21 protein-coding genes are annotated in these 21,248 nt (G+C 64.8%); 7 read left to right on the top strand and 14 right to left on the bottom strand.

The genetic code is table 11. The features are described from left to right. Positions 1 to 31 precede the first annotated feature (31 nt). The 3 genes from EO245_RS06205 to EO245_RS06215 are packed head-to-tail and all read right to left on the bottom strand — an operon-like array spanning position 32 to position 2,797. Positions 32 to 469, bottom strand: a complete 438-nt coding sequence (locus tag EO245_RS06205) for an HPr kinase/phosphorylase (RefSeq protein ID WP_128892109.1) — start codon at positions 467 to 469, stop codon at positions 32 to 34. 5 nt (positions 470 to 474) lie between these two features. Further along, positions 475 to 2,055: a cell wall metabolism sensor histidine kinase WalK gene (locus EO245_RS06210; protein WP_128892110.1), complete on the bottom strand. Its 1,581-nt coding sequence runs from the start codon at positions 2,053 to 2,055 to the stop codon at positions 475 to 477. Beyond that, positions 2,048 to 2,797: a response regulator transcription factor gene (locus EO245_RS06215; protein WP_128892111.1), complete on the bottom strand. Its 750-nt coding sequence runs from the start codon at positions 2,795 to 2,797 to the stop codon at positions 2,048 to 2,050. Before EO245_RS06215 ends, EO245_RS06210 begins: the two co-directional genes overlap by 8 nt. A gap of 241 nt (positions 2,798 to 3,038) precedes the next feature. Here EO245_RS06215 and EO245_RS06220 point away from each other — a divergent pair, with 241 nt between their 5' ends. Together EO245_RS06220 and EO245_RS06225 are read left to right on the top strand one after the other, a co-directional pair. After that, positions 3,039 to 4,661, top strand: a complete 1,623-nt coding sequence (locus EO245_RS06220) for a phosphoenolpyruvate carboxykinase (protein WP_128892112.1) — start codon at positions 3,039 to 3,041, stop codon at positions 4,659 to 4,661. A 114-nt stretch (positions 4,662 to 4,775) separates the two neighbouring features. Continuing rightward, a complete protein-coding gene (locus EO245_RS06225) occupies positions 4,776 to 5,096 on the top strand; it encodes a hypothetical protein (RefSeq protein WP_128892113.1) in 321 nt (106 codons plus the stop codon). Between the two features lie 6 nt (positions 5,097 to 5,102). Here the strand turns inward: EO245_RS06225 and EO245_RS06230 are convergent, their stop codons facing one another. Continuing rightward, positions 5,103 to 6,623 carry a CHAT domain-containing protein gene (locus EO245_RS06230; RefSeq protein WP_128892114.1) on the bottom strand — a complete coding sequence of 507 codons (1,521 nt, stop codon included), beginning with the start codon at positions 6,621 to 6,623 and terminating at the stop codon, positions 5,103 to 5,105. 80 nt (positions 6,624 to 6,703) lie between these two features. Then, complete coding sequence (locus EO245_RS06235) at positions 6,704 to 8,554, bottom strand: DUF885 family protein (protein WP_128892115.1); 1,851 nt, start codon at positions 8,552 to 8,554, stop codon at positions 6,704 to 6,706. A 109-nt stretch (positions 8,555 to 8,663) separates the two neighbouring features. Here EO245_RS06235 and EO245_RS06240 point away from each other — a divergent pair, with 109 nt between their 5' ends. Then, on the top strand, positions 8,664 to 8,882 hold the full coding sequence (locus EO245_RS06240) for a hypothetical protein (protein ID WP_128892116.1): 219 nt from the start codon (positions 8,664 to 8,666) through the stop codon (positions 8,880 to 8,882). Here the strand turns inward: EO245_RS06240 and EO245_RS06245 are convergent. Continuing rightward, positions 8,879 to 9,559 carry an energy transducer TonB gene (locus EO245_RS06245; protein ID WP_128892117.1) on the bottom strand — a complete coding sequence of 227 codons (681 nt, stop codon included), beginning with the start codon at positions 9,557 to 9,559 and terminating at the stop codon, positions 8,879 to 8,881. The two genes, EO245_RS06240 and EO245_RS06245, sit on opposite strands and share 4 nt — an antisense overlap. A 152-nt stretch (positions 9,560 to 9,711) precedes the next feature. After that, a complete protein-coding gene (locus EO245_RS06250) occupies positions 9,712 to 10,368 on the bottom strand; it encodes an alpha/beta hydrolase (RefSeq protein WP_128892118.1) in 657 nt (218 codons plus the stop codon). Positions 10,369 to 10,488: 120 nt separating this feature from the next. Between EO245_RS06250 and EO245_RS06255 the strand changes: the two genes are divergently transcribed. The 3 genes from EO245_RS06255 to EO245_RS06265 are packed head-to-tail and all read left to right on the top strand — an operon-like array spanning position 10,489 to position 12,913. Next, positions 10,489 to 11,505 (top strand): cysteine desulfurase family protein, encoded by a 1,017-nt coding sequence (locus EO245_RS06255; RefSeq protein ID WP_255416964.1) that lies wholly within the window; start codon positions 10,489 to 10,491, stop codon positions 11,503 to 11,505. Next, the gene (locus tag EO245_RS06260; protein ID WP_128892120.1) at positions 11,502 to 12,581 is read left to right on the top strand and encodes a cysteine desulfurase family protein; all 1,080 of its coding nucleotides are present in this window, start codon (positions 11,502 to 11,504) and stop codon (positions 12,579 to 12,581) included. Before EO245_RS06255 ends, EO245_RS06260 begins: the two co-directional genes overlap by 4 nt. Then, on the top strand, positions 12,578 to 12,913 hold the full coding sequence (locus EO245_RS06265) for a 2Fe-2S iron-sulfur cluster-binding protein (RefSeq protein ID WP_128892121.1): 336 nt from the start codon (positions 12,578 to 12,580) through the stop codon (positions 12,911 to 12,913). Before EO245_RS06260 ends, EO245_RS06265 begins: the two co-directional genes overlap by 4 nt. Here EO245_RS06265 and EO245_RS06270 read toward each other — a convergent pair. The 3 genes from EO245_RS06270 to EO245_RS06280 all read right to left on the bottom strand — a co-directional run bounded on the left by EO245_RS06270 (position 12,910) and on the right by EO245_RS06280 (position 15,628). Continuing rightward, a complete protein-coding gene (locus tag EO245_RS06270) occupies positions 12,910 to 13,908 on the bottom strand; it encodes a DUF4349 domain-containing protein (protein WP_128892122.1) in 999 nt (332 codons plus the stop codon). The genes EO245_RS06265 and EO245_RS06270 overlap by 4 nt on opposite strands. 136 nt (positions 13,909 to 14,044) lie before the next feature. After that, positions 14,045 to 14,959: a DUF4349 domain-containing protein gene (locus EO245_RS06275; RefSeq protein WP_128892123.1), complete on the bottom strand. Its 915-nt coding sequence runs from the start codon at positions 14,957 to 14,959 to the stop codon at positions 14,045 to 14,047. 129 nt (positions 14,960 to 15,088) lie between these two features. Then, positions 15,089 to 15,628 (bottom strand): type 1 glutamine amidotransferase domain-containing protein, encoded by a 540-nt coding sequence (locus EO245_RS06280; RefSeq protein WP_128892124.1) that lies wholly within the window; start codon positions 15,626 to 15,628, stop codon positions 15,089 to 15,091. A 97-nt stretch (positions 15,629 to 15,725) separates the two neighbouring features. Here EO245_RS06280 and parC point away from each other — a divergent pair, with 97 nt between their 5' ends. Further along, positions 15,726 to 18,029 carry a DNA topoisomerase IV subunit A gene (gene parC, locus EO245_RS06285; RefSeq protein ID WP_128892125.1) on the top strand — a complete coding sequence of 768 codons (2,304 nt, stop codon included), beginning with the start codon at positions 15,726 to 15,728 and terminating at the stop codon, positions 18,027 to 18,029. Positions 18,030 to 18,107: 78 nt separating this feature from the next. Here the strand turns inward: parC and EO245_RS06290 are convergent, their stop codons facing one another. From EO245_RS06290 to EO245_RS06305, 4 genes are all read right to left on the bottom strand, one after another. After that, positions 18,108 to 18,656 (bottom strand): hypothetical protein, encoded by a 549-nt coding sequence (locus tag EO245_RS06290; protein ID WP_128892126.1) that lies wholly within the window; start codon positions 18,654 to 18,656, stop codon positions 18,108 to 18,110. Between the two features lie 228 nt (positions 18,657 to 18,884). Then, positions 18,885 to 20,066, bottom strand: coding sequence for a CCA tRNA nucleotidyltransferase (locus tag EO245_RS06295; protein WP_128892127.1), 1,182 nt, complete (start codon positions 20,064 to 20,066; stop codon positions 18,885 to 18,887). Positions 20,067 to 20,089: 23 nt separating this feature from the next. Beyond that, on the bottom strand, positions 20,090 to 20,683 hold the full coding sequence (locus tag EO245_RS06300) for a CoA pyrophosphatase (protein ID WP_128892128.1): 594 nt from the start codon (positions 20,681 to 20,683) through the stop codon (positions 20,090 to 20,092). After that, positions 20,680 to 21,228, bottom strand: coding sequence for a DUF1285 domain-containing protein (locus EO245_RS06305; protein WP_128892129.1), 549 nt, complete (start codon positions 21,226 to 21,228; stop codon positions 20,680 to 20,682). Before EO245_RS06305 ends, EO245_RS06300 begins: the two co-directional genes overlap by 4 nt. Positions 21,229 to 21,248 lie beyond the last annotated feature (20 nt).

Raw genomic sequence — 21,248 nt, forward strand, 5'->3', positions numbered from 1 at the left:
TGTGCGCCTTGGCGCGGCGCATGAAAAGACCCTATCCGCCTTTGCCGTCCGCCGGGTGGGGCAGTCCGTGAAGGAGAAGCGCCTGTTCTGCGCGGATCGCATCGGCGATGCCATGAAGGGCGAAGCGGATGGAGGGAACCGCGATCCCTTCCAGCTCGGTGCGGTCGGCCGCCTCGATGAAACGCGGCGCGCCAGGATCGATTTTGAGAACCATCGACACAGGCGCTTGTGTGCAATCGAAGCTGACGATGCCGACGTTGCGGATTTCGAATTTTCCACGCGTTGCAGGTGGCGGTGCGGCAATCAGGCGTGATCCGTCCCGCTCGAGCGAAACACCGTCGTCGCCGATCAGCACCGCGCCGCGATCGATCAGGGCCAGCGCGAGCGAGCTCTTGCCTGACCCCGGCGGTCCCGCAATCAGCAGGGCGCGCCCGTCGATCGCGACACCGGTGAACTGGCGCAGCGGCATCTCTGCTACGTGCCCGAGCGGCGCACCGTCGGCAAGCGCAGCAGGAGGCGTGCGCCTTGCTTGCCGTCCTTGCGGCTCTCGGCGACGAGGTCCCCGTCATGCGCCTCGGCGATGGTACGCGCGATGGCGAGGCCTAGGCCACTGTGGTGACCGAAATCCTCGGCATCGGGGCGGATCGAGTGGAAGCGCTGGAAGACCTTTTCGCGCGCTTCTTCAGGAATGCCGGTGCCTTCGTCCTCGACCGCCAGCGACACGCATTCGTCGTCGATCGAGATTGCGATATCGATTGCTCCCCCGGGCGGTGAGAAAGACACGGCATTGTCGAGCAGGTTCTCGATCACGCGCTCGAGCCGCACCGGAACGCCGCGCACCACCGCTTGCCCCATCGGCTGGCGCAGACGGACGTCGTGCCCGTCGTTTTCCGAACGGTTCTCGCGTCGGTCGATGATCGCCTGTGTCAGCGCACCGAGGTCGATCGGCTCGAAAGTGGCGCGCGAGATTTCGGCGTCGACGCGGCTTGCATCGGAGATTTCCGTCACAAGGCGGTCGATCCGGCGCACGTCATGCGAGGCGATATCGAGCAATTGCTTGCGCAGCTCGCCATCGTCGACCCGGCCGAGCGATTCCACCGCGCTGCGCAGCGAAGCGAGCGGGTTCTTGATTTCGTGGGCAACGTCTGCGGCGAAATGTTCGACCGCGTCGATCCGTTCGCGCAGCGTATCGGTCATGTCAGAGACCGCGCGGGCGAGCAGGCCGATCTCGTCGTGCCGCTCGGGCAGGCGCGGGACTTCGACATCGCGTTCACGCCCGCTGCGCACGCGCTGGGCGGCCTTGGACAGGGTGCGAAGCGGCAGGACGATCGTTCGCGCGAGGTAGAGCGAAAGCAGGATCGAGGCGATCAGCGCGAGGAACACCGCGACCCCCAGCGTCGAGCGGGCGCTGCGCACGGCTTCGGTGATGTCGACCGCGTTGCGCGTCGTCAGCAAGGTCGCGCCCTGCTGGCCGACCGGTGCGGCTGCGGTGATGACGGGCGACCCATCGCTCCAGTCGCGCAGCTTGATCTGGCTCAGCCCGGTTTCGCGGGCAGCCTTCAGTTCGGGCCAGGCATCGGCGTTCTCGCTTTCCGGCTCGACGTAATCTTCTACTGGCGGAGCGGAAACGACGGCATCGACCAGCTTGTCGAGCGTCTGGGCGAAGTCTTCGCTCCAGTCGTCCTTGCTGGTGTCGGAGAAGGTGAAGGACGGCTCGTCTAGCGCGAAGCTGTCGGCCCACAAGAGGCCTTCTGCATCGAACATGCGTAGCCGCATGCGCTGTTCCTTGCCGATCTGGACGAGCAACGCTTCCTGCCGCTGGCGGGTCGCACCGGCGAGAGCCTCTGCCGTGATCTGCGCCTCGATGCGGGCAAGCTTGTAGCGCTCGTTGAGCAACTGCTTGCGATAACCGTCGAGATAGAAGATCCCGCCGCCCAGCAGTGCAAGCGGCAACAGGTTGACCGCGAGGATGCGGACGGTGAGGGAGAACCGGCTCGCCAGGCTCGATTTCTCGAGCCCCGCGTCGAGCCTGCCGGTCAGGCGCGTATTAGCCATCGGAGAAGCTGTACCCCGCGCCGTAGAGCGTCTCGATCGCACCGAATTGCTTGTCGACGCCGCGGAACTTGCGGCGCATGCGCTTGATATGGCTGTCGACCGTCCGGTCGTCGACGAAGATGTCGTCCGGATAGGCCGCGTCCATCAGCTGGTTGCGCGACTTGATGACACCCGGGCGGATCGCCAGCGCTTCGAGGATCAGGAACTCGGTCACCGTGAGCGAAACGGGCTTCCCGTCCCAGCTGACATAGTGGCGCGCCGGGTCCATCAGCAGGCGGCCGCGCACGATCTGTTCGCCCTGCTTTTCGGCAGTCTCGCTGCCTTCGCTCGTCTGGGCGATGGCGCGTGCCTCGCTGCGGCGCAGGCAGGCGCGGATGCGCGCGACCAGCAGGCGCAGGCTGAAGGGCTTGGCGATATAGTCGTCCGCGCCGAGTTCGAGGCCGGCTTCCTCGTCCTGCTCGTCGTCCTTGCTGGTCAGGAAGATGACCGGCAGCGAGGAATTCTCACGCAGGCGGCGCAGCAGTTCCATCCCATCCATCTTGGGCATCTTGATGTCGAAAACGGCGAGGTCCGGCGGGTTCTCGAGGAGCGCCTTGAGCGCCGCTTCGCCATCCGAATAGAGGCGCGTAGCGAAGCCTTCCGCCTGCAGCGCGATCGAGACGGTAGTGAGAATGTTGCGGTCGTCATCGACCAGCGCGATGACCTGCTGGCCTTCCCTTGGTGTCGACTGGTTTTCCGACATGAACTCTCCGCAATTCACACCCTTGCCGGGGTTGGCGCGACGCTAGCCGCTTACGCTTGGCGAGACAACGCGATAGCGGCCCTGGTGCGAGATATAGGATTCGCTCCACAGTCCGCCGCACTACGGTTTGACGCGGTGGCAGTGCGACATTATGCGCATCCGGAGACGCAATGCATACCTATGCATGGCGAATCGGGTCGCGCCACGGACGGCCCGATATCCCGTATCGCAGGAGACCTCAGTGACCATCGCGCTTTCCCACTCGCTCGCCTCCCAGGGGATCGAGACCGACGCAAAGATTCACCCGAACCTCGGCACCGCGCAGCTCGTCGAGCATGCGATCGACAATGGCGAGGGCCGCCTGTCGAAATACGGTTCGCTGGTGGTCGAAACGGGCAAGCACACCGGCCGCAGCGCGAAGGACAAGTTCATCGTCAAGGACGACGAGACGGCCGACACCGTGTGGTGGGGCAAGACCAACGTCGACATGACGCCGGAGCATTTCGCCGCGCTGAAGGAAGATTTCCTCAAGGCCGTCGGCGAGAAGGAAACGCTCTACGTCGCCGACCTGTTCGGCGGCTCGCAGCCGGAACACCGCGTGAAGGTGCGCGTGATCAACGAACTCGCGTGGCACAACCTCTTCATTCGCACGCTGCTGTGCCGTCCGACCGCGGACGAGCTCGAAGGCTTCGTGCCGGAATACACGATCATCGACCTGCCGACCTTCCGCGCCGATCCCGAGCGTCACGGGACCCGCAGCGAAACGGTCGTCGCCGTGAACCTGTCGGAAAAGCTCATCCTCATCGGCGGCACGAAATATGCCGGCGAAATGAAGAAGAGCGTCTTCGGCATCCTCAACTACCTCCTGCCGACCAAGGGCGTGATGCCGATGCACTGTTCGGCCAATGTCGGCCCGGACGGCAAGACGGCGGTCTTCTTCGGCCTTTCGGGCACCGGCAAGACCACGCTTTCGGCCGATGCCAGCCGCACGCTGATCGGCGATGACGAGCATGGCTGGTCGGACACGGCGGTCTTCAACTTCGAAGGCGGCTGCTACGCCAAGATGATCCGACTGTCGGAAGAGGCCGAGCCGGAAATCTACGCCACCACCCGCATGTTCGGCACCGTGCTCGAAAACGTGGTGATGGACGAGCAGACCCGCGAACTCGACTTCGACGACAACTCGCTCGCCGAGAACACCCGCGGCGCCTATCCGATCGACTACATCCCGAACACGAGCGAGCACAATCTCGGGCCCGTTCCGAGCAACGTCGTGATGCTGACCGCCGATGCGTTCGGCGTGCTGCCTCCGATCGCGCGCCTCACTCCCGACCAGGCGATGTATCACTTCCTGTCGGGCTACACCGCGAAGGTTGCCGGCACCGAAATCGGCGTGACCGAACCGGAAGCGACCTTCTCGACCTGCTTCGGCGCGCCCTTCATGCCGCGCCACCCGAGCGTCTACGGCAACCTGCTCAAGGAGCGCATCGCCAAGGGCGGCGTGCAGTGCTGGCTGCTCAATACCGGCTGGACCGGCGGCAAGTACGGCGTCGGCAACCGCATGCCGATCAAGGCGACCCGCGCGCTGCTCAACGCCGCGCTCGACGGCAAGATGGACGATGTCGAGTTCCGCAAGGACCCGAACTTCGGTTTCGACGTGCCGGTGAGCGTTCCGGCGCTCGAGGAAGCAGGTATCGACCAGACGATCCTCGACCCGCGTTCGACCTGGGCCGACAAGGACGAATACGACCGCACCGCGCACAAGCTGGTGCAGCTCTTCGTCGACAATTTCGCGCAGTTCGAAAGCCACGTCGACGAAGGCGTGAAGCAGGCGGCTCCGCAGTCGGCGGCACAGGTCGCCTGAACCAGATCAAGAGCTGGAGAGGAAAGGCTCCCTTCCCGATAGCGGGGAGGGAGCCTTTTTCTTTGCACATGGGTCGCCCATGATGGGCAGCGAATCGAAAGAGGGAGGTGATTGATGAGCCTGTTCGACAGTATTCTCGGCCAAGTCAGCGACAATCCGACGGTCAAGAACATGGCCGAGAAGTTCGGCATCGACCCGGCCGATGCCGCGAAGGCGGTTGCCGCGCTCGGAGAAGCGCATCAGGACCCGCGCGACACGATCGAGGTCGCACAGGCGAAGACCGGCATGGATGCAGCCATGCTCAATCAGATCCGCGATGCGATTGGCGGGGAAGGGTCCCTTTCCAAGTTCGCCTCGATGCTCGACCGCGATGGCGACGGCAGCCCGCTGGACGATATCGCCAGCATGGCGAGCAGCTTCTTCGGCAAGAAATAGCGCGCGCTAGCTGCTCGTCGCGATGCTCGGCTGGCCGTAGACGGTGAAGCTGGCCCACAGCTTGGGATCGTCGCGGAACGGGTAGTTGCCCTTCGAATCCCTGTAATCGCGGGTCATGCGCTGCGCTTCCTGCATCGCGATCTCCGGCGCCTTGCCCTTCTTCAGCTGGTCCATGAAACGGGTCATCAGGATGAGGGTCGCCTTGTCGCTGACGTTCCACAGGCTCGCGATAACCTGGCTGGCGCCTTTCGCGGTCCAGGTGCGTGCGACGCCGAAACCGCCGCCGTCCATGTAACGCCCGAGGCCGGTCTGACATGCGCTCATCACGACGATGGGGTTGTTCTCGCGCATACCGTCGAAGCGTTCCTGCCGGATATGGCCCGGGCGGTAGTGGCTGTTGCCGGACATGGCGATGAGCCCCTGGGTGAGCGGATTGACCTTCTGGTCGGCGATCGCGTGCGTCGCGATGTAGATCATCCCGGCTTTCGGCCGCTCCTTGATTGCGGAGACCAACGCCTGCCGCGTCGCATCCTTGCCCATCAGCACGCGCGACTTGTCCGGATCGACCCGCGATGCGACGCGCTTCGCTTCCAGCTCGGCACCGGGCAGGTCCTTCCAGATATAGACCGGATCGTCCGACAGGTCGGGATTGCCGACGATCACAGCCTGTTCGAGATCGAGCCGCCTGTGGTCGAAACCGAGATCTTCGCCTGCCAGCGATGCGATGTCGGGCAGAACGACGAACGACCAGTTCTCATACGCCTCGCGGCCACCAAGCTTGAGCGCGGCATAGGGCGCAGTACCGGTGTCGCGCGTGCCGACGATCAGCAGGCGCCCCTGTCGTTCTGCAAGCGCCTCCCCGACGATGCGCGGGAGCAGCTGCTCCGCCGTTTTCGCGAGCGTCTCCTCGCGCTTCGCTTTCGCCTCCTCGGTATTGTCCTCGGCGCGAAGCTGGCGGAGGTCGGCCGGGGTGGGAGCAGGCTCGCCGCGCAGGCGCGGTGCGCGAACTTCGGCAAAGCGGTTGACCCCTATGCCTTCCGTCAATTGGCCGAGACCCTGGTAGGGATTGCCGCTGTTGCTCATGATGATCCCGCCATCGGGCGAAAAAAGCCATGCGGTGACGAAGCTCCCGTCGAGTGAATGGACCAGCGCGTAGGTCGGCACGCCGTCTTCCGACAGGCGCGCGAGGTTGGCCTTGATCTGTTCGAGGTCGCGCTGGGCGCGTTCGAGGTCCTTGTCCTTGCCCGGCTCGACGACGTAGCCGGTCAGCTCCTTCGTGCGCATCACCTCGGCGAACAGGCGCGAGCCGGCAAGCATCTCCAGGAGCTGGTTGCTCTCCCACTCCATCAGCGGGACGGTCATGTCTATTTCGTAGGAGGCGGGCCCTGCAGGTTGCGCGTCAGCTGCCTGTTCGGGAAGGTCGGCGAATTGCGCGATCTCCTCCGGCGGGGACGCGGTCTCTTTCGGCGCGTCCTCGCAGGCGCTGAGGCACAGGGCGGCTGCACAAATGGCGACAATGTAACGCACGACGACTCCCCATCATCCTGCGATCCCGTCGGAGGAGGAAACGCTCGGCGAGGCGGTTTGTCAAATCGTCGCGAGCAGGCTCAGGCCGTAGTGCGCTCCACATAGCGCGCGACATTCTTCGCCAGCACGTCGAGCGGAGCGTTGCCGCCGAGGATGACGGCGTCGTTGAACGCCTTCATGTCGTAGGCCTCGCCCAGCGCACTTTCCGCAAGCGCGCGCTGGCGCACGATCTCGCTGTGACCGACCTTGTAGCCGCAGGCCTGGCCCGCCCAGCTGCAATAGCGATCGACTTCGCTCTCGACCTCGGGTCGCTTCGAGCCGTTGCGCTCGACGAAGAAATTGACCGCACGCTCGCGGCTCCAGCGCTTGTGGTGGAGACCGGTGTCGACGACCATGCGGCAGGCACGGAACGCGAGGCTCTGCAGATAGCCGAGGCGCCCGACCTTGAAGTCGTCATAGGCGCCGAGCTCGTCCGCCAGCTGTTCGCCGTAGAGCGCCCAGCCTTCGCTGAAGGCATTGAAGGCGAGGATCGAGCGGATCAGCGGCAGGCGGTTGGAATATTCGCCCTCCCACACATGGCCCGGGATGGTCTCGTGATAGGTGAGGTCGGCAAGGTCGTATTTGCGGTGAAGATCGGTCGTGCGCAGGTTGATCCACATGCGACCGGGGATCGTGCCGTCCTTGCTCCCCGCACCGCCATAGGCGCCCGGCGCTCCGGGTTCTTCGGCGAGGGGCAAGCGGCGCACTTCGAGGTTCGGGTCGACCAGCGTGTTGAAAGCGCGCGGCATCTGCGACTTGATCCAGTCGATCCGGTCGTTGATGAAGGCCATGATCTCTGCCCGGCCCGGATCGCCTTCCTTGAACTTGTAGCGCGAGTCCTCGGACAGAGCCTGCATCCGCTCTCCGACGCTGCCAGTGGTGTAGCCGATTTCCTTCAGGATCGGGTCCATGCGGGCATGAAGCGCTGCGAGTTCTTCGAGGCCGCGTTCATGCACCTCGTCCGGCGATAGCGTCGTCGTGGTGCTGGCGCGCAGGCCCCAGGCATACCACTCGTCGCCGCGCGGGCGCGCCCACAGCCCGGGATCGGACGTCGCGACCTTCTGCTGCGCATAAAGCTCGGCAAGCTGCGCTTCGAGCGCGGGTGCGACCCGTTCGGTGACGATCTTGCGAGCACGGCCCGCCGCGACACCTGCATGCTCGTTCTTGGACATGGCGAGCGGTGCGACGAGCGCGCCGCCTCCCATCGCGTCCTGCAAGGTCGTGCGCATCTGGTCGACTGCCTTGGCGAGCAGGAAGTCCGGCGGAACGACGCCCATGCCGCGCGCCGCCTTCATCCGGCCCAGTTCGCCATTCAGGACTTCGGGCAGCTGCTCCAGCCTTGCGACATAGGCGTCGAAATCCTCGGCCTCGCGCAGCGGATGGGTGGAATCGAAGAAGCGCGGTGCATCGAGGTAGGTGCCGACGTTCTGGATCACGACATAGGGCGTATTGCGCCAGCTGCCGACGGCGACATCGCCATAGGGCAGGGCGAAGCCATCGAGCGCGGTCGAATAGGCGCTTTCGACGACATCGAGATTGGTCACCGTGTCGGCATCGAGGCCTTCGCGCGGGTATCGCTTCACCAGCTCCAGGTCGCGCCGCAGCTGCGCGGCATAGGCAGCTTGGCCCTGTGCCGACTGGTCTTCCATCCTGGAGCGCAGCGACGCGTAATTGCCGGTATCGACGCCAAGGGAGGTTGCCCGTTCCGGCTCGTGTTCGAGCAGGCTGTAGGCCACGCCTTCGAGCAGGCGGTCGGCACCGATCTGGCGGGCTTCGTCGAGCGCGCCGGGGCGCACGGCGTAGGAGGCGCAGCCGCCAAGGGTGAGCGCGGTCGACGCGCCAAGTCCGGCGAGGACCTGGCGGCGGGTGATGTCGAAATGCTGGGAGTTCATGCGCGGTGTGTGACGCGGCTCCGCGAAACTGTCAAAGCCTCTCTTGAGGCGGCCAGCCGGTTTCGCGCGATATCTTTCCACCCGAGCCGCGATTGGCTAGGCGTTGGTCATGGACCTGATACTCTCGCTCGTCGTTCTCGCCGCGATCGGCCTTTGCATCGCTGCATGGTTTGCGTGGAAGCGCGGTTCGCGCCAGCAGGCCGTCCTGATGTTCGTGCTGGCGCTGGTCGGCGTGGTGAACGTGCTGATCTGGACCGTTCCCGACAGCGAAGGAACGTCGCCGGTCGACAAGATCGAGGCGGCGACGCCCTCCGGGGACGGCTCCTAGTCGGGAAGCTGCCAGCGCACCGCGTTGCGATAGGTGCCCGGCGACTTGATCCCCTTGCTGTCACGGGCCGCGCTGAACCTCGCGCGGCGTTCGATCAGCCGGCACGTCGCATCATCAAGCTGCGAGTGGCCGCTGCTGCTCGTCACGCGGCAGGTCTCGACCCTGCCGTTCGCGCCGACGCGCACTTCGAAACCGACCGTGCCCTGCAGTTCGCGGGTGATCCAGCTCGACTTGTAGTCCGCCGTCGTGACCCAGCCGCCCGGGTTGTTGCTCGGCTTGGCAGGGAGCGGATCGAAGGTCGGTTCGGGCTTGGGCGTGGGTTTGACGAAGGTATCGCCGCGCGGCGGGACTTTCTCGAGGATCGGCCCGAGTGGCGGAAGCTCGACGGTCGTCCCGAGGTCGGGCGGCGCGGTCGGTATGCTGACCGGCGGTTCCGGCGTGTAGATGTCGGGCGCCTGCGGGGTCTGCGTTTCGACCTGTTCGGGCTCGATTTCCTGTTCCGGAGGCGGCGGATCGAGCTCGAACTCGGTCGCCGGCAGGGGTTTTTCTTCGGTGATGTAGGGCATGACCGTCGAAAGACCGGTGATCAGGATTCCGCCGATTGCGGCATGGATCGCGATGACCCCTGCAATCGCGGTGATCCGGCCGTTCGAGGTGTTCTGGTCGACATAGGCCATTGTGCTTCTCCTCTCCTGCGAGGCGGCACGACCCGAGGCCTCGCGACTCGTGCAATGTTACAACATCACATACTGAGGGCAAGGCTTTTCGCGTGGCGTTTTGCCACTGGTTTCAGGAGGCTAGGAGAAGCGCGGCCGCGAAGGCCCGCCGATCACTTGATCGGGCAGGCCGGGTCGAGGCGGAAATCGAGGTAGTTGTCGACCGATGCCATCAGCTCGGCCTGCTCGTTCTCGAAGAAGTGGTTCGCGCGCGGAATTTCTTCGTGATGGATGGTAATGTGCTTCTGCGTGCGCAGCTTGTCGACCAGCTTCTGGACGGCTGCGGGCTGCACCACCGTATCCGCCGCACCCTGGATGAAGATACCCGAAGCCGGGCAGGGGGCGAGGAACGAGAAATCATACATGTTCGCGGGCGGCGCGATCGAGATGAAGCCGCGGATCTCCGGGCGGCGCATGAGTAGCTGCATGCCGATCAGCGCGCCGAAGCTCACGCCGGCGACCCAGGTCACCTGCGCTTCTTCGTGGATCGACTGCACCCAGTCGAGCGCAGCAGCGGCATCGGAAAGTTCGCCGATGCCGTTGTCGAAGCTGCCCTGGCTGCGGCCGACGCCGCGGAAATTGAACCGCAGCGTGGCGAAACCACGGTCGACGAAGGTCTTGTAGAGCCGCTGCGTAATCTGCTCGTTCATCGTGCCACCACCCTGCGGGTGCGGGTGGAGGATCATCGCAACCGGCGCACGCGGGCGCGGCGGCGGAGAGAAACGACCTTCGAGGCGACCCTCTGGGCCGGGAAAAATCACTGTGGGCATCGCTATATACCTGTCCGAATGGATGCCGCGCGGCTGGCGCGCGAGAAGTCGCTGGCTATATAGTGTTTGTTCGATAAATCGCAATCATCGTAACCATAGGCGCATCCCATTTCCGAACGCATCTATCTCGACCACGCCGCGACCAGCCCGATCCGGCCCGAAGCGCTCGCCGCGATGGAGGAAGGTTTCGCGATCTGGGCGAACCCGTCGAGCCCCCATGCCGAGGGCCGCAAGGCCAAGGCGGCGCTGGAAGATGCGCGCGCCCGGATCAAGCGCTCGCTCGGCTGGGACGGCGAGGTAATCTTCACCAGCGGGGCGAGCGAGGCTGCGGCCTTGGCCCTGCGCAATGCGAAGGCCGGCGCGCGTCTCGTATCGAGCGTCGAGCATGATTGCATCCTCGGTACCGTCCCCGATGCCGAGCGCCTGCCCGTCGCAGCAGATGGAGCGCTGGACCTGGAAGTTCTTTCTGAGGCTGTGCAGCGCGAGAGGCCACTGGTTGCGGTCCAGCACGTCAATTCCGAGACCGGGAACCGGCAGGACCTCGAAGCAGTCATGCGGATCGTCTCCGAAGCGGGCGGGTTGCTCCTCGCCGATTGCGCGCAGAGTGCGGGCAAGATGCCGCTTCCGCCGTGCGACATGGCGATCGTCTCGGCGCACAAGTTCGGCGGGCCTATCGGCGTGGGCGCATTGCTCTTGTCCGACTACGCGCTGCTCGAACCGGTCGGCGGGCACGAGCGCGGCTATCGGCGCGGGACGGAGAACATGCCCGGCGTCCTCGGCATGGCCGCGGCGCTCGAAGCTGCAGGCGATACCTATGTCGAGACGGACGTGATGGAGCCACTCGACGCGTTAGGCGGTTCGCTGGGTCTCGCCGACCCGACGCCCTATATCCGCGCGCTTTCCATGCCGAACATGGGCGCGAGCGCGCAGGTGATGCGGCTCGACATGGCGGGGATCGCGGTTTCGCAGGGCAGCGCCTGTTCGAGCGGGACGATGAAGGTCAGCCGGGTGCTGGAGGCAATGCAGGTCGATCCGGCTGTCGCTGCGAATACGATCCGCGTCAGCGTCGGCTGGAACACGACCCGCGCCGAAGTGGAACGTTTCTGTGAGGTCTGGCTTGAGATGGCAGGACGATGATTTACCTCGACTACCAAGCCACGACCCCGCTCGCCCCTGAAGCGCGCGACGCGATGCTACGCTGGCTCGACGGGCCGGACGGGACCGGCTTCGGCAACCCGCACAGCGCACACCGGATGGGTCGGCAGGCGGCTGCGGCGGTCGAACTCGCACGCGACCGCGTGGCAGCACTGTTCCCGGCGGGCGGCAAGGTCATCTTCACCGGCAGCGCGACCGAGGCGATCAATCTCGCCATTCGCGGCACGGCTTCGCGCGGCGGGACGGTCTCGGTCTCCGCCATCGAGCATGCAGCGGTGCTCGATACGGCGAAATCGTGCGGCAAGTGGCATGAGCTTAACGTCGCGCAGGACGGGCAGTGCAATGTGAAGCAGGATCCGCCGTCCGATACGCGCCTCATCTGCGTCATGCAGGTAAACAACGAGATCGGCACCATCCAGCCGACGCTCGACTGGCATCGCCGTGCCAAGGAAATGAACGCGCTCTACCTGTGCGATGCGGTGCAGGCCTACGGCAAGATGGAAGTCACCGGCGCGGACATGATCGCCATCAGCGCGCACAAGTTTCACGGGCCCAAGGGCATCGGCGCGCTGTGGGTGCGCGACGGGCTCGAGCTGGAGGAAGTGCAGACCGGTGGCGGGCAGGAATTCGGCCTGCGCTCCGGCACGCTCAGCCCCGCGCTATGCGCCGGTTTCGGCGCGGCGGCCAAGGAAGCGAAAGACCGGATGGCGCAGGATGCCGAGCATATCGAACAGCTCTGGTCCCGCGCCCGCGAGCTCTTCTCCGACTGGACGCTCAACGGTAGCGAGGACGCGCGCTGGCATGGCAATCTCAATATCCGCCGCGAAGGCCTCGATGTCGCGCGGCTGATGAGCGACTGCCGCAATGTGATGTTCAGCGCGGGCAGCGCCTGTGCCAGCGGATCGGGCCGGCCGAGCCATGTGCTCAAGGCGATCGGCCTGTCCGACGAGGAAGCGAAAAGCTCGATCCGCCTCGGCTTCGGTCGCTACACGACGATGGAGCAGATCGAAGAGGCGGCGCAGGCGATCAATACCGCTGCAAAGGAGCAGGGCCTGTGAGCGTCCGGGTCGCTTTCACCACTGCAAAGGGCGAGCGCGTCGAAGCCGAGGGCGAAGCGGGCATTCCGCTGCTCGAGGTCGCACAGGCCGCCGGAATGCCGCTCGAGGGGACATGCGAAGGGCAGATGGCCTGCTCGACCTGCCATGTCGTCATCGCGCGCGAGTGGTTCGGCAAACTTGTGGAAGCGAGCGAGGAGGAAGAGGACATGCTCGACCTCGCCGCCGGTGTTCAGCCGACCAGCCGCCTGTCTTGCCAGATCCTGCTGTCGGACGATCTCGACGGGCTGGAAGTCTCCATCCCAGCCGAAAGCAACGACATGAGCGGCTTCTAGCTTTCTGCGGTTTCCCTCTCGCGCTTGCGCCAGAACCGGATGCGCAGGCCGAAGCGGTGGAGTATCCAGCGGATCGCCAGCAGGAAGAGCGTAATCGGGACCAAAGCGGTCGCAATGTAGATTAATGCCGAAACGGTGACGCCCAGCGTGCTGCCGATTGACGCTATCGCGTCCCTGACCGGTTCGACGAAGCCGACCTGCCTGTTGGTCCACGCGGTGTTGTACTCGATCGAGACCATGCTGAAGCGGATCCGGTTGCGCAGCTCCTGAAGCTTGGAGCGGGTGGAATCGATCTCCTGATTGATTTCCGCCACCGCCTTTTCGGCTTTCACAAGCTCGTCGACCGAGCCGCGATTGCCTTGCAGAATCGCGGTCAGCTTGTCGCGCAGGACCAGCCGCGAGGCGAGGCGCGCTTCCGTGTCGATGATCGTTTCCGACAAGTCTTCGCCGTCGACCACGAAGGAGACCTGTTCTCCGCCTAGTTCTTCCGCCGGCGCTCGCAGCGCATCGCCGAATGCACGCGCCTGGTTTGCCTCGACTTGCAACTGCAGCTGCCCGTAACCGTCGTATCCGTCGCTCCCGGCCTGCGACATGCGAAGAATCCGGCATTTGGGGCCGAGACCTTCGCACAGCGCGACATGTGCCTTTTGGAGTTCGGGGATGTCTTCCTGATCGATCTGGAAGCCGAAGCTGTAGGAATAGGCGATGCTCGATTGTGCGGGCTGCACCTGCGCCTGCGAAGTCTCTGCTGTCTCGGTTCGACGCGCAACCTGCCGCACGGCACTGCCTGGTCCAGCCGACGGGCCCGAATCGAACATGTTGAGCGGGCCGCTGGACTGGGCTTCCCAGAAGCCGAACTCATTTACCGGAGCATCACCGACCGCCTCGGGTTCGATCCGCTCGACAACCGCCTCGGCCTCGTTCACCTGCTCGCTCTCCCCGCAGGCTGTGAGCGCGAGTGCGGCGAGCGCCGGGAAGACAAAAGATTTCCGCATTTCAATCCCCTCCGCTGGTGTGCTGCAACATCCGGCAGAGTGCTGCAAGGGGGTGAGGGGGCGCCCTGGGGGACAGTTGCGGGCACCCCCTCGCTTCGCCGCCCGCCCTTGGAGGAGCGGCAGGCGGCGAATGGGGTCAGGCTTCGGTCGGATGCGGGTTCATCCGGCGATTGATCGCGCGGCCCGCGTAGACGATGCCTCCGATCGGCAGCAGCACGGCGCCGAGCAGGATCAGGGCCGCGATGACGAAGCCGAAGATCGAGCCGAGCGATCCCACCGCGCCCTGGATCGGCGAGAGGAAGTCGCCGGCGACCGGCGTGCTGCTTTCGTAGGAGATGTTCATCCGCGTGTAGGCGACGCGGCTCTTCATTTCCTTCACCCAGGCGCGGGCCTGGTCGATCTCCTGGTTGACCTGCGCGACGCTGCGTTCGGCCTCGACCAGTTCGGCCACCGTGCCGCGCCGCGTCTTGAGGACTTCGAGCAGCCGGTCGCGCAGCACCGTGCGGGCGCGCAGGCGGGCCTCGGTGTCGACGATCGCCTTGGAGAGGTCTTCACCCTCGATCGAATGGGTCACCTGTTCGCCGTCCAGCATTTCCGCCTCGGGAGAGAGCTTTGCGCCAAATTCGCGCGCCTTGTCGGCCGCGACCGCGAGCTGGAGCGTTCCGCGCGCATATTCGCCGGTTTCGCCTTCGTGATCCATCGAGAGGATCCGGCAGGTGTAGGGCCCTTGCGCTTCGCACAGGTCGGCGTGTTCCTGCTGCAGCTTGGCGATGTTGTCGCCCGGAAGGCTGAAGCCGTAGCGGTAGATGTAGGCGATCTTCGGGACGTTGAGCGGGATGTCGCCTGAGGGAACTTCGCTTGCCATGGGGTCCGCCGAAGCCTCGACGGCGGCATCTGCGCTCGCTTCCATTTCGGCGATTTCGGACGGAGCCTCGGCCATGTCGACTGCGGCTTCCTCGTACATCGCTTCACTGCTCTGGTCGGAGCAACCGGCGAGCAATGCGCCAGCCGCAACCACACCCAGAAAACCTGCTTTCAGTTCACGCCTCATTTCAGCCTCCTTTTGGCCATAATTTAGCCACAATTGGGCGAGGCGTGCCTCATTCGTCAACCCCCAAACGCAAAAAGCCCCGCCGCATCGCTGCGGCAGGGCCTCTCAAATATCTGAATTATCGAAGGTTTATGCGGCCTTCTTCATTTCTCCGCCGAGGCGCGAAATGAGGGCCTTCGAGAAGGCCGGAATGTCGTCGGGGTTGCGACTCGTGATCAGGTTTCCGTCCTCTGCGACTTCCTGGTCGACCACATTTGCGCCTGCATTGGCGAGATCGGTGCGGACCGACGGCCACGAGGTGACGGTCTTGCCCTTCACGATGTCTGCTTCGACGAGCATCCACGGGGCATGGCAGATTGCTGCGATCGGCTTGTTCGCCATATCGAACCCGCGCACGATTGCCACGGCGCGTTCGTTCATGCGCAGGATGTCGGGGTTGATCTGGCCGCCCGGGAGGAGGAGCGCGTCGTAGTCGCCGACTTCGACTTCATCGACCGTGATGTCGACCGAGACCTTGTCGCCCCAGTTCTTATCGTTCCACCCGGTGATTTCACCGTCCTCGAGGCTGGCGACGGTCGTTTCGATTCCGGCGTCTTCGAGATTGGCCTTCGGCTTCATGAGTTCCGATTGTTCAAAGCCGTCGGTGGCGAGGATCAGTACGCGTGTCATGAGTAACTCCTTGATTTGCTGTTACCCGATCTACGCGTGGGGAAAGCCTTGCGTTCCGGCCTGTTAGGCGAGTTGAGGCGGTGATAAGGCGAGTTGCATGTCCGTTACCGAAGACGAAAAAGACCCGTTCGACGCGATCGTCGATGCTCCGTTCGATTCCGCGCTTGAAGAGCGTTATCTCGTCTATGCGCTCTCGACGATTACCGCCCGTTCGCTGCCCGACCTGCGCGACGGGTTGAAGCCGGTCCACCGCCGCCTGCTATGGACCATGCGGCAGCTGAAGCTCGACCCGAGCAACGCCTTCAAGAAGAGCGCGCGGGTGGTCGGCGAGGTCATCGGTAAGTATCACCCGCATGGCGACGCGGCGGCCTATGACGCGATGGTCCGCCTCGCGCAGGATTTCGCGCTGCGCTATCCGCTGGTCGAGGGGCAGGGCAACTTCGGCAATATCGACGGCGATAATGCCGCCGCCTATCGCTACACCGAAGCGCGACTGACCAAGACGGCGATGCGCCTGATGGCAGGCCTCGACGAAGGAACGGTCGATTTCATCCCGACCTACAATGGCGAGGAGGAAGAGCCCGAGCTGTTCCCCGGCCTGTTCCCCAACCTGCTCGCCAATGGCGCGAGCGGTATCGCGGTCGGCATGGCCACCAACATCCCCTCGCACAACGTCACCGAGATCATCGACGCGACGCTCGAGCTGATCGACAATCCACATGTCGAGCATGCGCGGCTGATGGAGTTGTTCAAGGGTCCGGACCTGCCGACCGGCGGCCTGATCGTCGACAGCCCGGAGGCAATCTCCAATGCCTACGAAACCGGGCGTGGCAGCTTCCGCATTCGTGGCCGTTTCCATGCGGCGGAGGCCGAGAAGGAAGAGGACCGCGATGCCGGGATCGAGCGGCTCGGCGGCGGCCAGTGGCAGCTCGTCATCAGCGAAATCCCGTACCAAGTGCAGAAGGGCAAGCTGATCGAGCAGATCGCCCAGCTCATCGCCGACAAGAAGCTGCCGATCCTCGACGATGTGCGCGACGAGAGCGACGAGAACATCCGCATCGTGCTCGTCCCGCGCAGCCGCAATGTCGATGCCGAACTGCTCAAGGAAAGCCTCTACAAGCTGACCGACCTCGAGACGCGCTTCGGGCTCAACATGAACGTCCTCGATGCGACGCGCACGCCCATGGTGATGGGCCTGAAGGAGCTGCTCGAACACTGGACGCGCAGCCAGATCGAGATCCTCCAGCGCCGCAGCCAGCACCGGCTCGACCAGATCGCCCGCCGGTTGGAACTGGTCGAAGGCTATATAATCGCTTTCCTCAACCTCGACCGCGTGATCGAGATCATCCGCTACGAGGACGATCCCAAGGCGGTGATGATGGAGGAGTTCAAGCTCACCGACCGCCAGGCCGAAGCGATCCTCAACATGCGCCTGCGCAGCTTGCGCAAGCTGGAGGAAATGCAGCTGCGGCAGGAGAAGGACGACCTGCTGAAAGAGCAGGACGAGCTGAACAAGCTGCTCGGTTCGCCCGCCCGCCAGCGCACGCGCCTCAAGCGTGATCTCAATGCCCTGCGCAAGGAATATGCCGAGGACGCCAAGCTCGGCCCGCGCCGCACGACGATCGAGGAAGCTGCCCCGACGGTCGAGTTCAGCATGGATGCGATGATCGAGAAGGAACCGGTCACCGTCATCCTGTCGCAAAAGGGCTGGGTGCGCGGCGCGAAAGGCCATGTCGATCTCGATACCGAGGACCGGCGCGGCGACTTCAAGTACAAGGAGGGCGACGGTCCCGCCTTCGCGCTGCATGCACAGACGACCGACAAACTGCTGATCGTGGCTGACAACGGCCGCATCTATACGCTCGGGGCCGACAAGCTTCCGGGCGCGCGCGGCTTCGGCGAACCGATCCGCAACATGCTCGACATCGATGCGAATGCGCAGATCATCGGCGTCATCGTCTATCGCCAGAAGGGCCAGATGCTGCTCGCCGCGACCACCGGCAAGGGCTTTGCCGCGCAGATGGACGAGATCCTCGCGGAGACGAAGAAGGGCCGCCAGGTCGTCAACCTGAAGGGCGATGCCAAGGTGCAGGTGGTCCGCGAAATCGCCGAGGAGCACGATCACATCGCGGTGGTCGGCGACAACCGCAAGCTGGTCGTCTTCAGCCTCGAAGAGCTGCCGATGCTAGCGCGCGGGCAGGGCGTGACGCTGCAACGCTATCGCGACGGCGGGCTGTCGGATGCGACGACCTTCAAGCTGGAGGACGGCCTCAGCTGGACGATGGGCGGGAAGGGCGACCGTACCCGTACGGAGAACGAGATCTGGCAGTGGAAGGTCGCACGCGGTGCTGCCGGACGCCTGCCGCCGCAGGGTTTTCCGCGCGACAATACATTCGACTGACCCGGCTCAGGATCGAGCAAAGAAAAAGGGCCGGAAGCGTCAACCGCTCCCGGCCCTTTTTTCTAAAACGCTTCGAGCTTACTCGGCAGCGTCTTCGCTCGCAGCTTCCGGAGCAGCGGTGGCGGCAGCCTGTGCAGCCAGTGCTTCTTCGATCTGCGCTTCGGTGAAGATCACGGCGAGTGCATCACCCTGCATGGTGAAGTTCTCGCGAACCAGTGCGAACGGGCCGTCTTCGCGGGCGACGACGACGTTGTCGCCTTCGACGCTCTCGACGACACCGAGGGTGACACCGCCACGGGTGACGACGGTCGCGCCGGCAACGAGAGCCGCATCGCGCTTGGCGTCCACTTCAGCCATCTGGCCGTCGATCATGGCGTTGAGCTGGTCCTTGGTGACCGTGATGGTCGGGCCGGCTTCGCTGGTGCCGAAGGCGGTGGTCGGCAGGGCAGCGACGTGCTTGCCGGTGTTCAGGCTGACGGTGCCGTTCTCGACCTTGTCGACGGTGCCGACCGGGTTGCCCTGCGGGCCGAGGACGGTTGCACCGGCGACGAGGCCGTTGTCCTGCGCTGCGAGCGGGCTGGCGAGAAGTGCGGCGGCGGCGCCGGCTGCGAAAATACGATTGATCATGTTCTGTCTCTCCGTCTTTCGGACGTTGTTTGTCATCCGCAGCGCACCCCCGGGCGCGACAGGCGAACTAGTATGAAGAGGCGGGATAGGATCACACGAGGGACCCATGGCGACCCGCAGGTCTCGACCCGAAGGGGCCGAATGGCGCGGTCAAATGCCAGCGCGAGGCTGGTCTGACAACCCCTGCCTTCTAGCCAATCAACGATGAAGGGGACCTGAAGGTTTCCGTCAGCTGCGTTTCTGCAGGAATTCCTGCAAGATAGCCTCGACCCGCTGGCGATCGGGAAAACCTTCCGCGATCCACCTGGCTTCGACCGCGCGCAGCGTCCTCGCGACCTCGGGACCGGTTGCGATTCCGCGCTGGACGATTTCGCCGCCCTTCATCGGCAGCTGCGGGATATCCCACCCTCGCAGCGGAGTCGTCGAAGCTCCCTGGAGCAGGAGCCGGTCGATCGCGCATTCGCGGCTCTCGGTGTAGGCGAGGGCGCGGGGATCGGCGACATCACCCTCGTTCCGCTCGGCAGCGCAGGTCAGGCGCTCGCGCTGCTGGCGTGAGAGGCGCAGGCGTGCGGCAACGGTCTCGGCCACCGGGCGAAGGGCAGGCAGCAGGGCGGCGAGGCGGCGGATCGGATCGGGCGCTTCGCTTTCGCGCCGCTCCGTCTCGATCGACGCCTTGAGCGCCTCCACACCCTTTTTGCAACACTCCGGCAGGACGACCGGGAGCACGCCGAGCCGGTGCATCCGGGCCACGGTCTCGCTCGGGTCGGGCAGGGAGAGCAGCGACAGCAGTTCCATAGCCACGCGCTCACGGCTCAAACCCTTGAGCGTTTCGGCCAGTTCGGCGCAGGCCGCTTCCGCCGTTTCGTCGAGCTCCGCGCCGAAGCGGGCCTGGAAGCGGAAGTAGCGCAGGATGCGTAGGTGATCTTCGCGAATGCGCTGGTGGGCATCACCGATGAAGCGCACGCGCCGTGCTGCAAGATCGTCGATCCCGCCGAAGTAGTCCTCGATCTCCAGTGTGTCGGGATGGGCGTAGAGAGCATTGATGGTGAAATCGCGCCGCGCGGCGTCGTCGCGCCATTCGCTCGCGAAAGCGACCGTCGCGCGGCGGCCATCGGTCGAAACATCTTTGCGCAGCGTCGTGACTTCGACCGGGCCGGTGGGCAGGATTGCAGTGATCGTGCCGTGGTCGATGCCGGTCGGGACGGTGCGGATGTCCGCCTCCTTGCAGCGCGCCATGACCTCGTCGGGCAGCAACGGCGTCGCCGCGTCGATATCCTTCACCTCGATATCGAGCAAAGTGTCGCGCACGGCCCCGCCGACCCAGCGGACGTTCTCGATCCCCAGCGCAGCGACGAGGCGCGCAAGGTCGTCGCGCCGGGTCCACGGGGCAGGAGGCAGGGTCTTGCTCATGCGCGCGCTATAGTCCGCCCCGGTCAGTCGAGCCAAGCCAGTCGGCGCGAGAGGTTGGAGATAATCGCGGCCGTAACGCCCCAGATGCGAAAGCCCTCGTAATGCATTTCGAGGTAGCGGCGCATGTCGCCCTTCCAGAAGACCTCGTTCTCGGTCCAGTTGTCGGGGTGCATCAGGAGGTCGAGCGGCGCTTCGAACCATGCCTCGACCTCGCGCGGGTTCGGGACAAGGGGAAGGTCGGGCGGCACGACGCCCAACACCGGCGTAATGTCGAAGCCGGTGCCTGTCTGGTAGCGATCGGTCGTGCCGATCAGCCGCACGTGGGTGCGGTGAAGCGCAAGTTCTTCCTCCGCCTCGCGCAGGGCGGCTTCGACGGCGTCCTCGCCCGGATCCTGCTTGCCGCCGGGGAAGGCGACCTGCCCGGGGTGGTCGCGCAGGTAGTCGGGACGCTTGGTCAGGATAACGCCGGGCCGCTCGCGCTCGGTAATCGCGATGAGGACAGCAGCCTCTGCCGTCCGGTCGAGGTCGGCAAAACGCGCATCGCTCATCAGGTCGGGGATGTCTTCCCGGTGCCCCTCGTCGAACAGGCGGGTCAGTCGGTTGAAGAGATCGCTCATGCCGGGAGGAGGGAGAATTCCGCGCCCTGGCTGCTGACGGTCCAGTCCTCGCCCTGCTGCAAGGCGATCTCGGCCAGCTGGGCGTAGGTCGAGCGATTGAGCCGGGCTTCGCAACCGCGCCGTACGCCGAGATAGATCGCGGGCGTTTCCTCGCTGCCTGCTGCCCGAAGCGGATGGTCCGCATCGGCGACAACCAACTCGTCGGTATTGAGGCGGAAAGCGAGGCCGCCGTCCCGCTCGACCACGTCGACAGCGATGAAGGCCGCATCCTCGACTTCGATCGACTGCTTCTCGAACGGCGTTACCAGCCAGTGTTGCCCGTCCTCGTCGCGCTTGAGCAGGCCGGAGAAAGCGCGGACCATCGCCTTGCGCGAAATCGGGCTGCCATCGTGATACCACGTGCCGTCCGCCGCGATGCGCATCAGGCTGTCGCCCGTGCTTTCGGGCGACCATTGCTCGACCGGCGGGAGTTTGCGCGCGGCAACCTGCTCGGCCACTTCGGCGAGCGTGAGGGAGGCCAGTTCGGGTGGTGGTTCGTACGGCATTGGGTTTCCGATGCCAGAAC

It is taken from the genome of Erythrobacter sp. HKB08 (genome assembly GCF_004114695.1).
Taxonomy (GTDB): Bacteria; Pseudomonadota; Alphaproteobacteria; order Sphingomonadales; family Sphingomonadaceae; genus Parerythrobacter_A.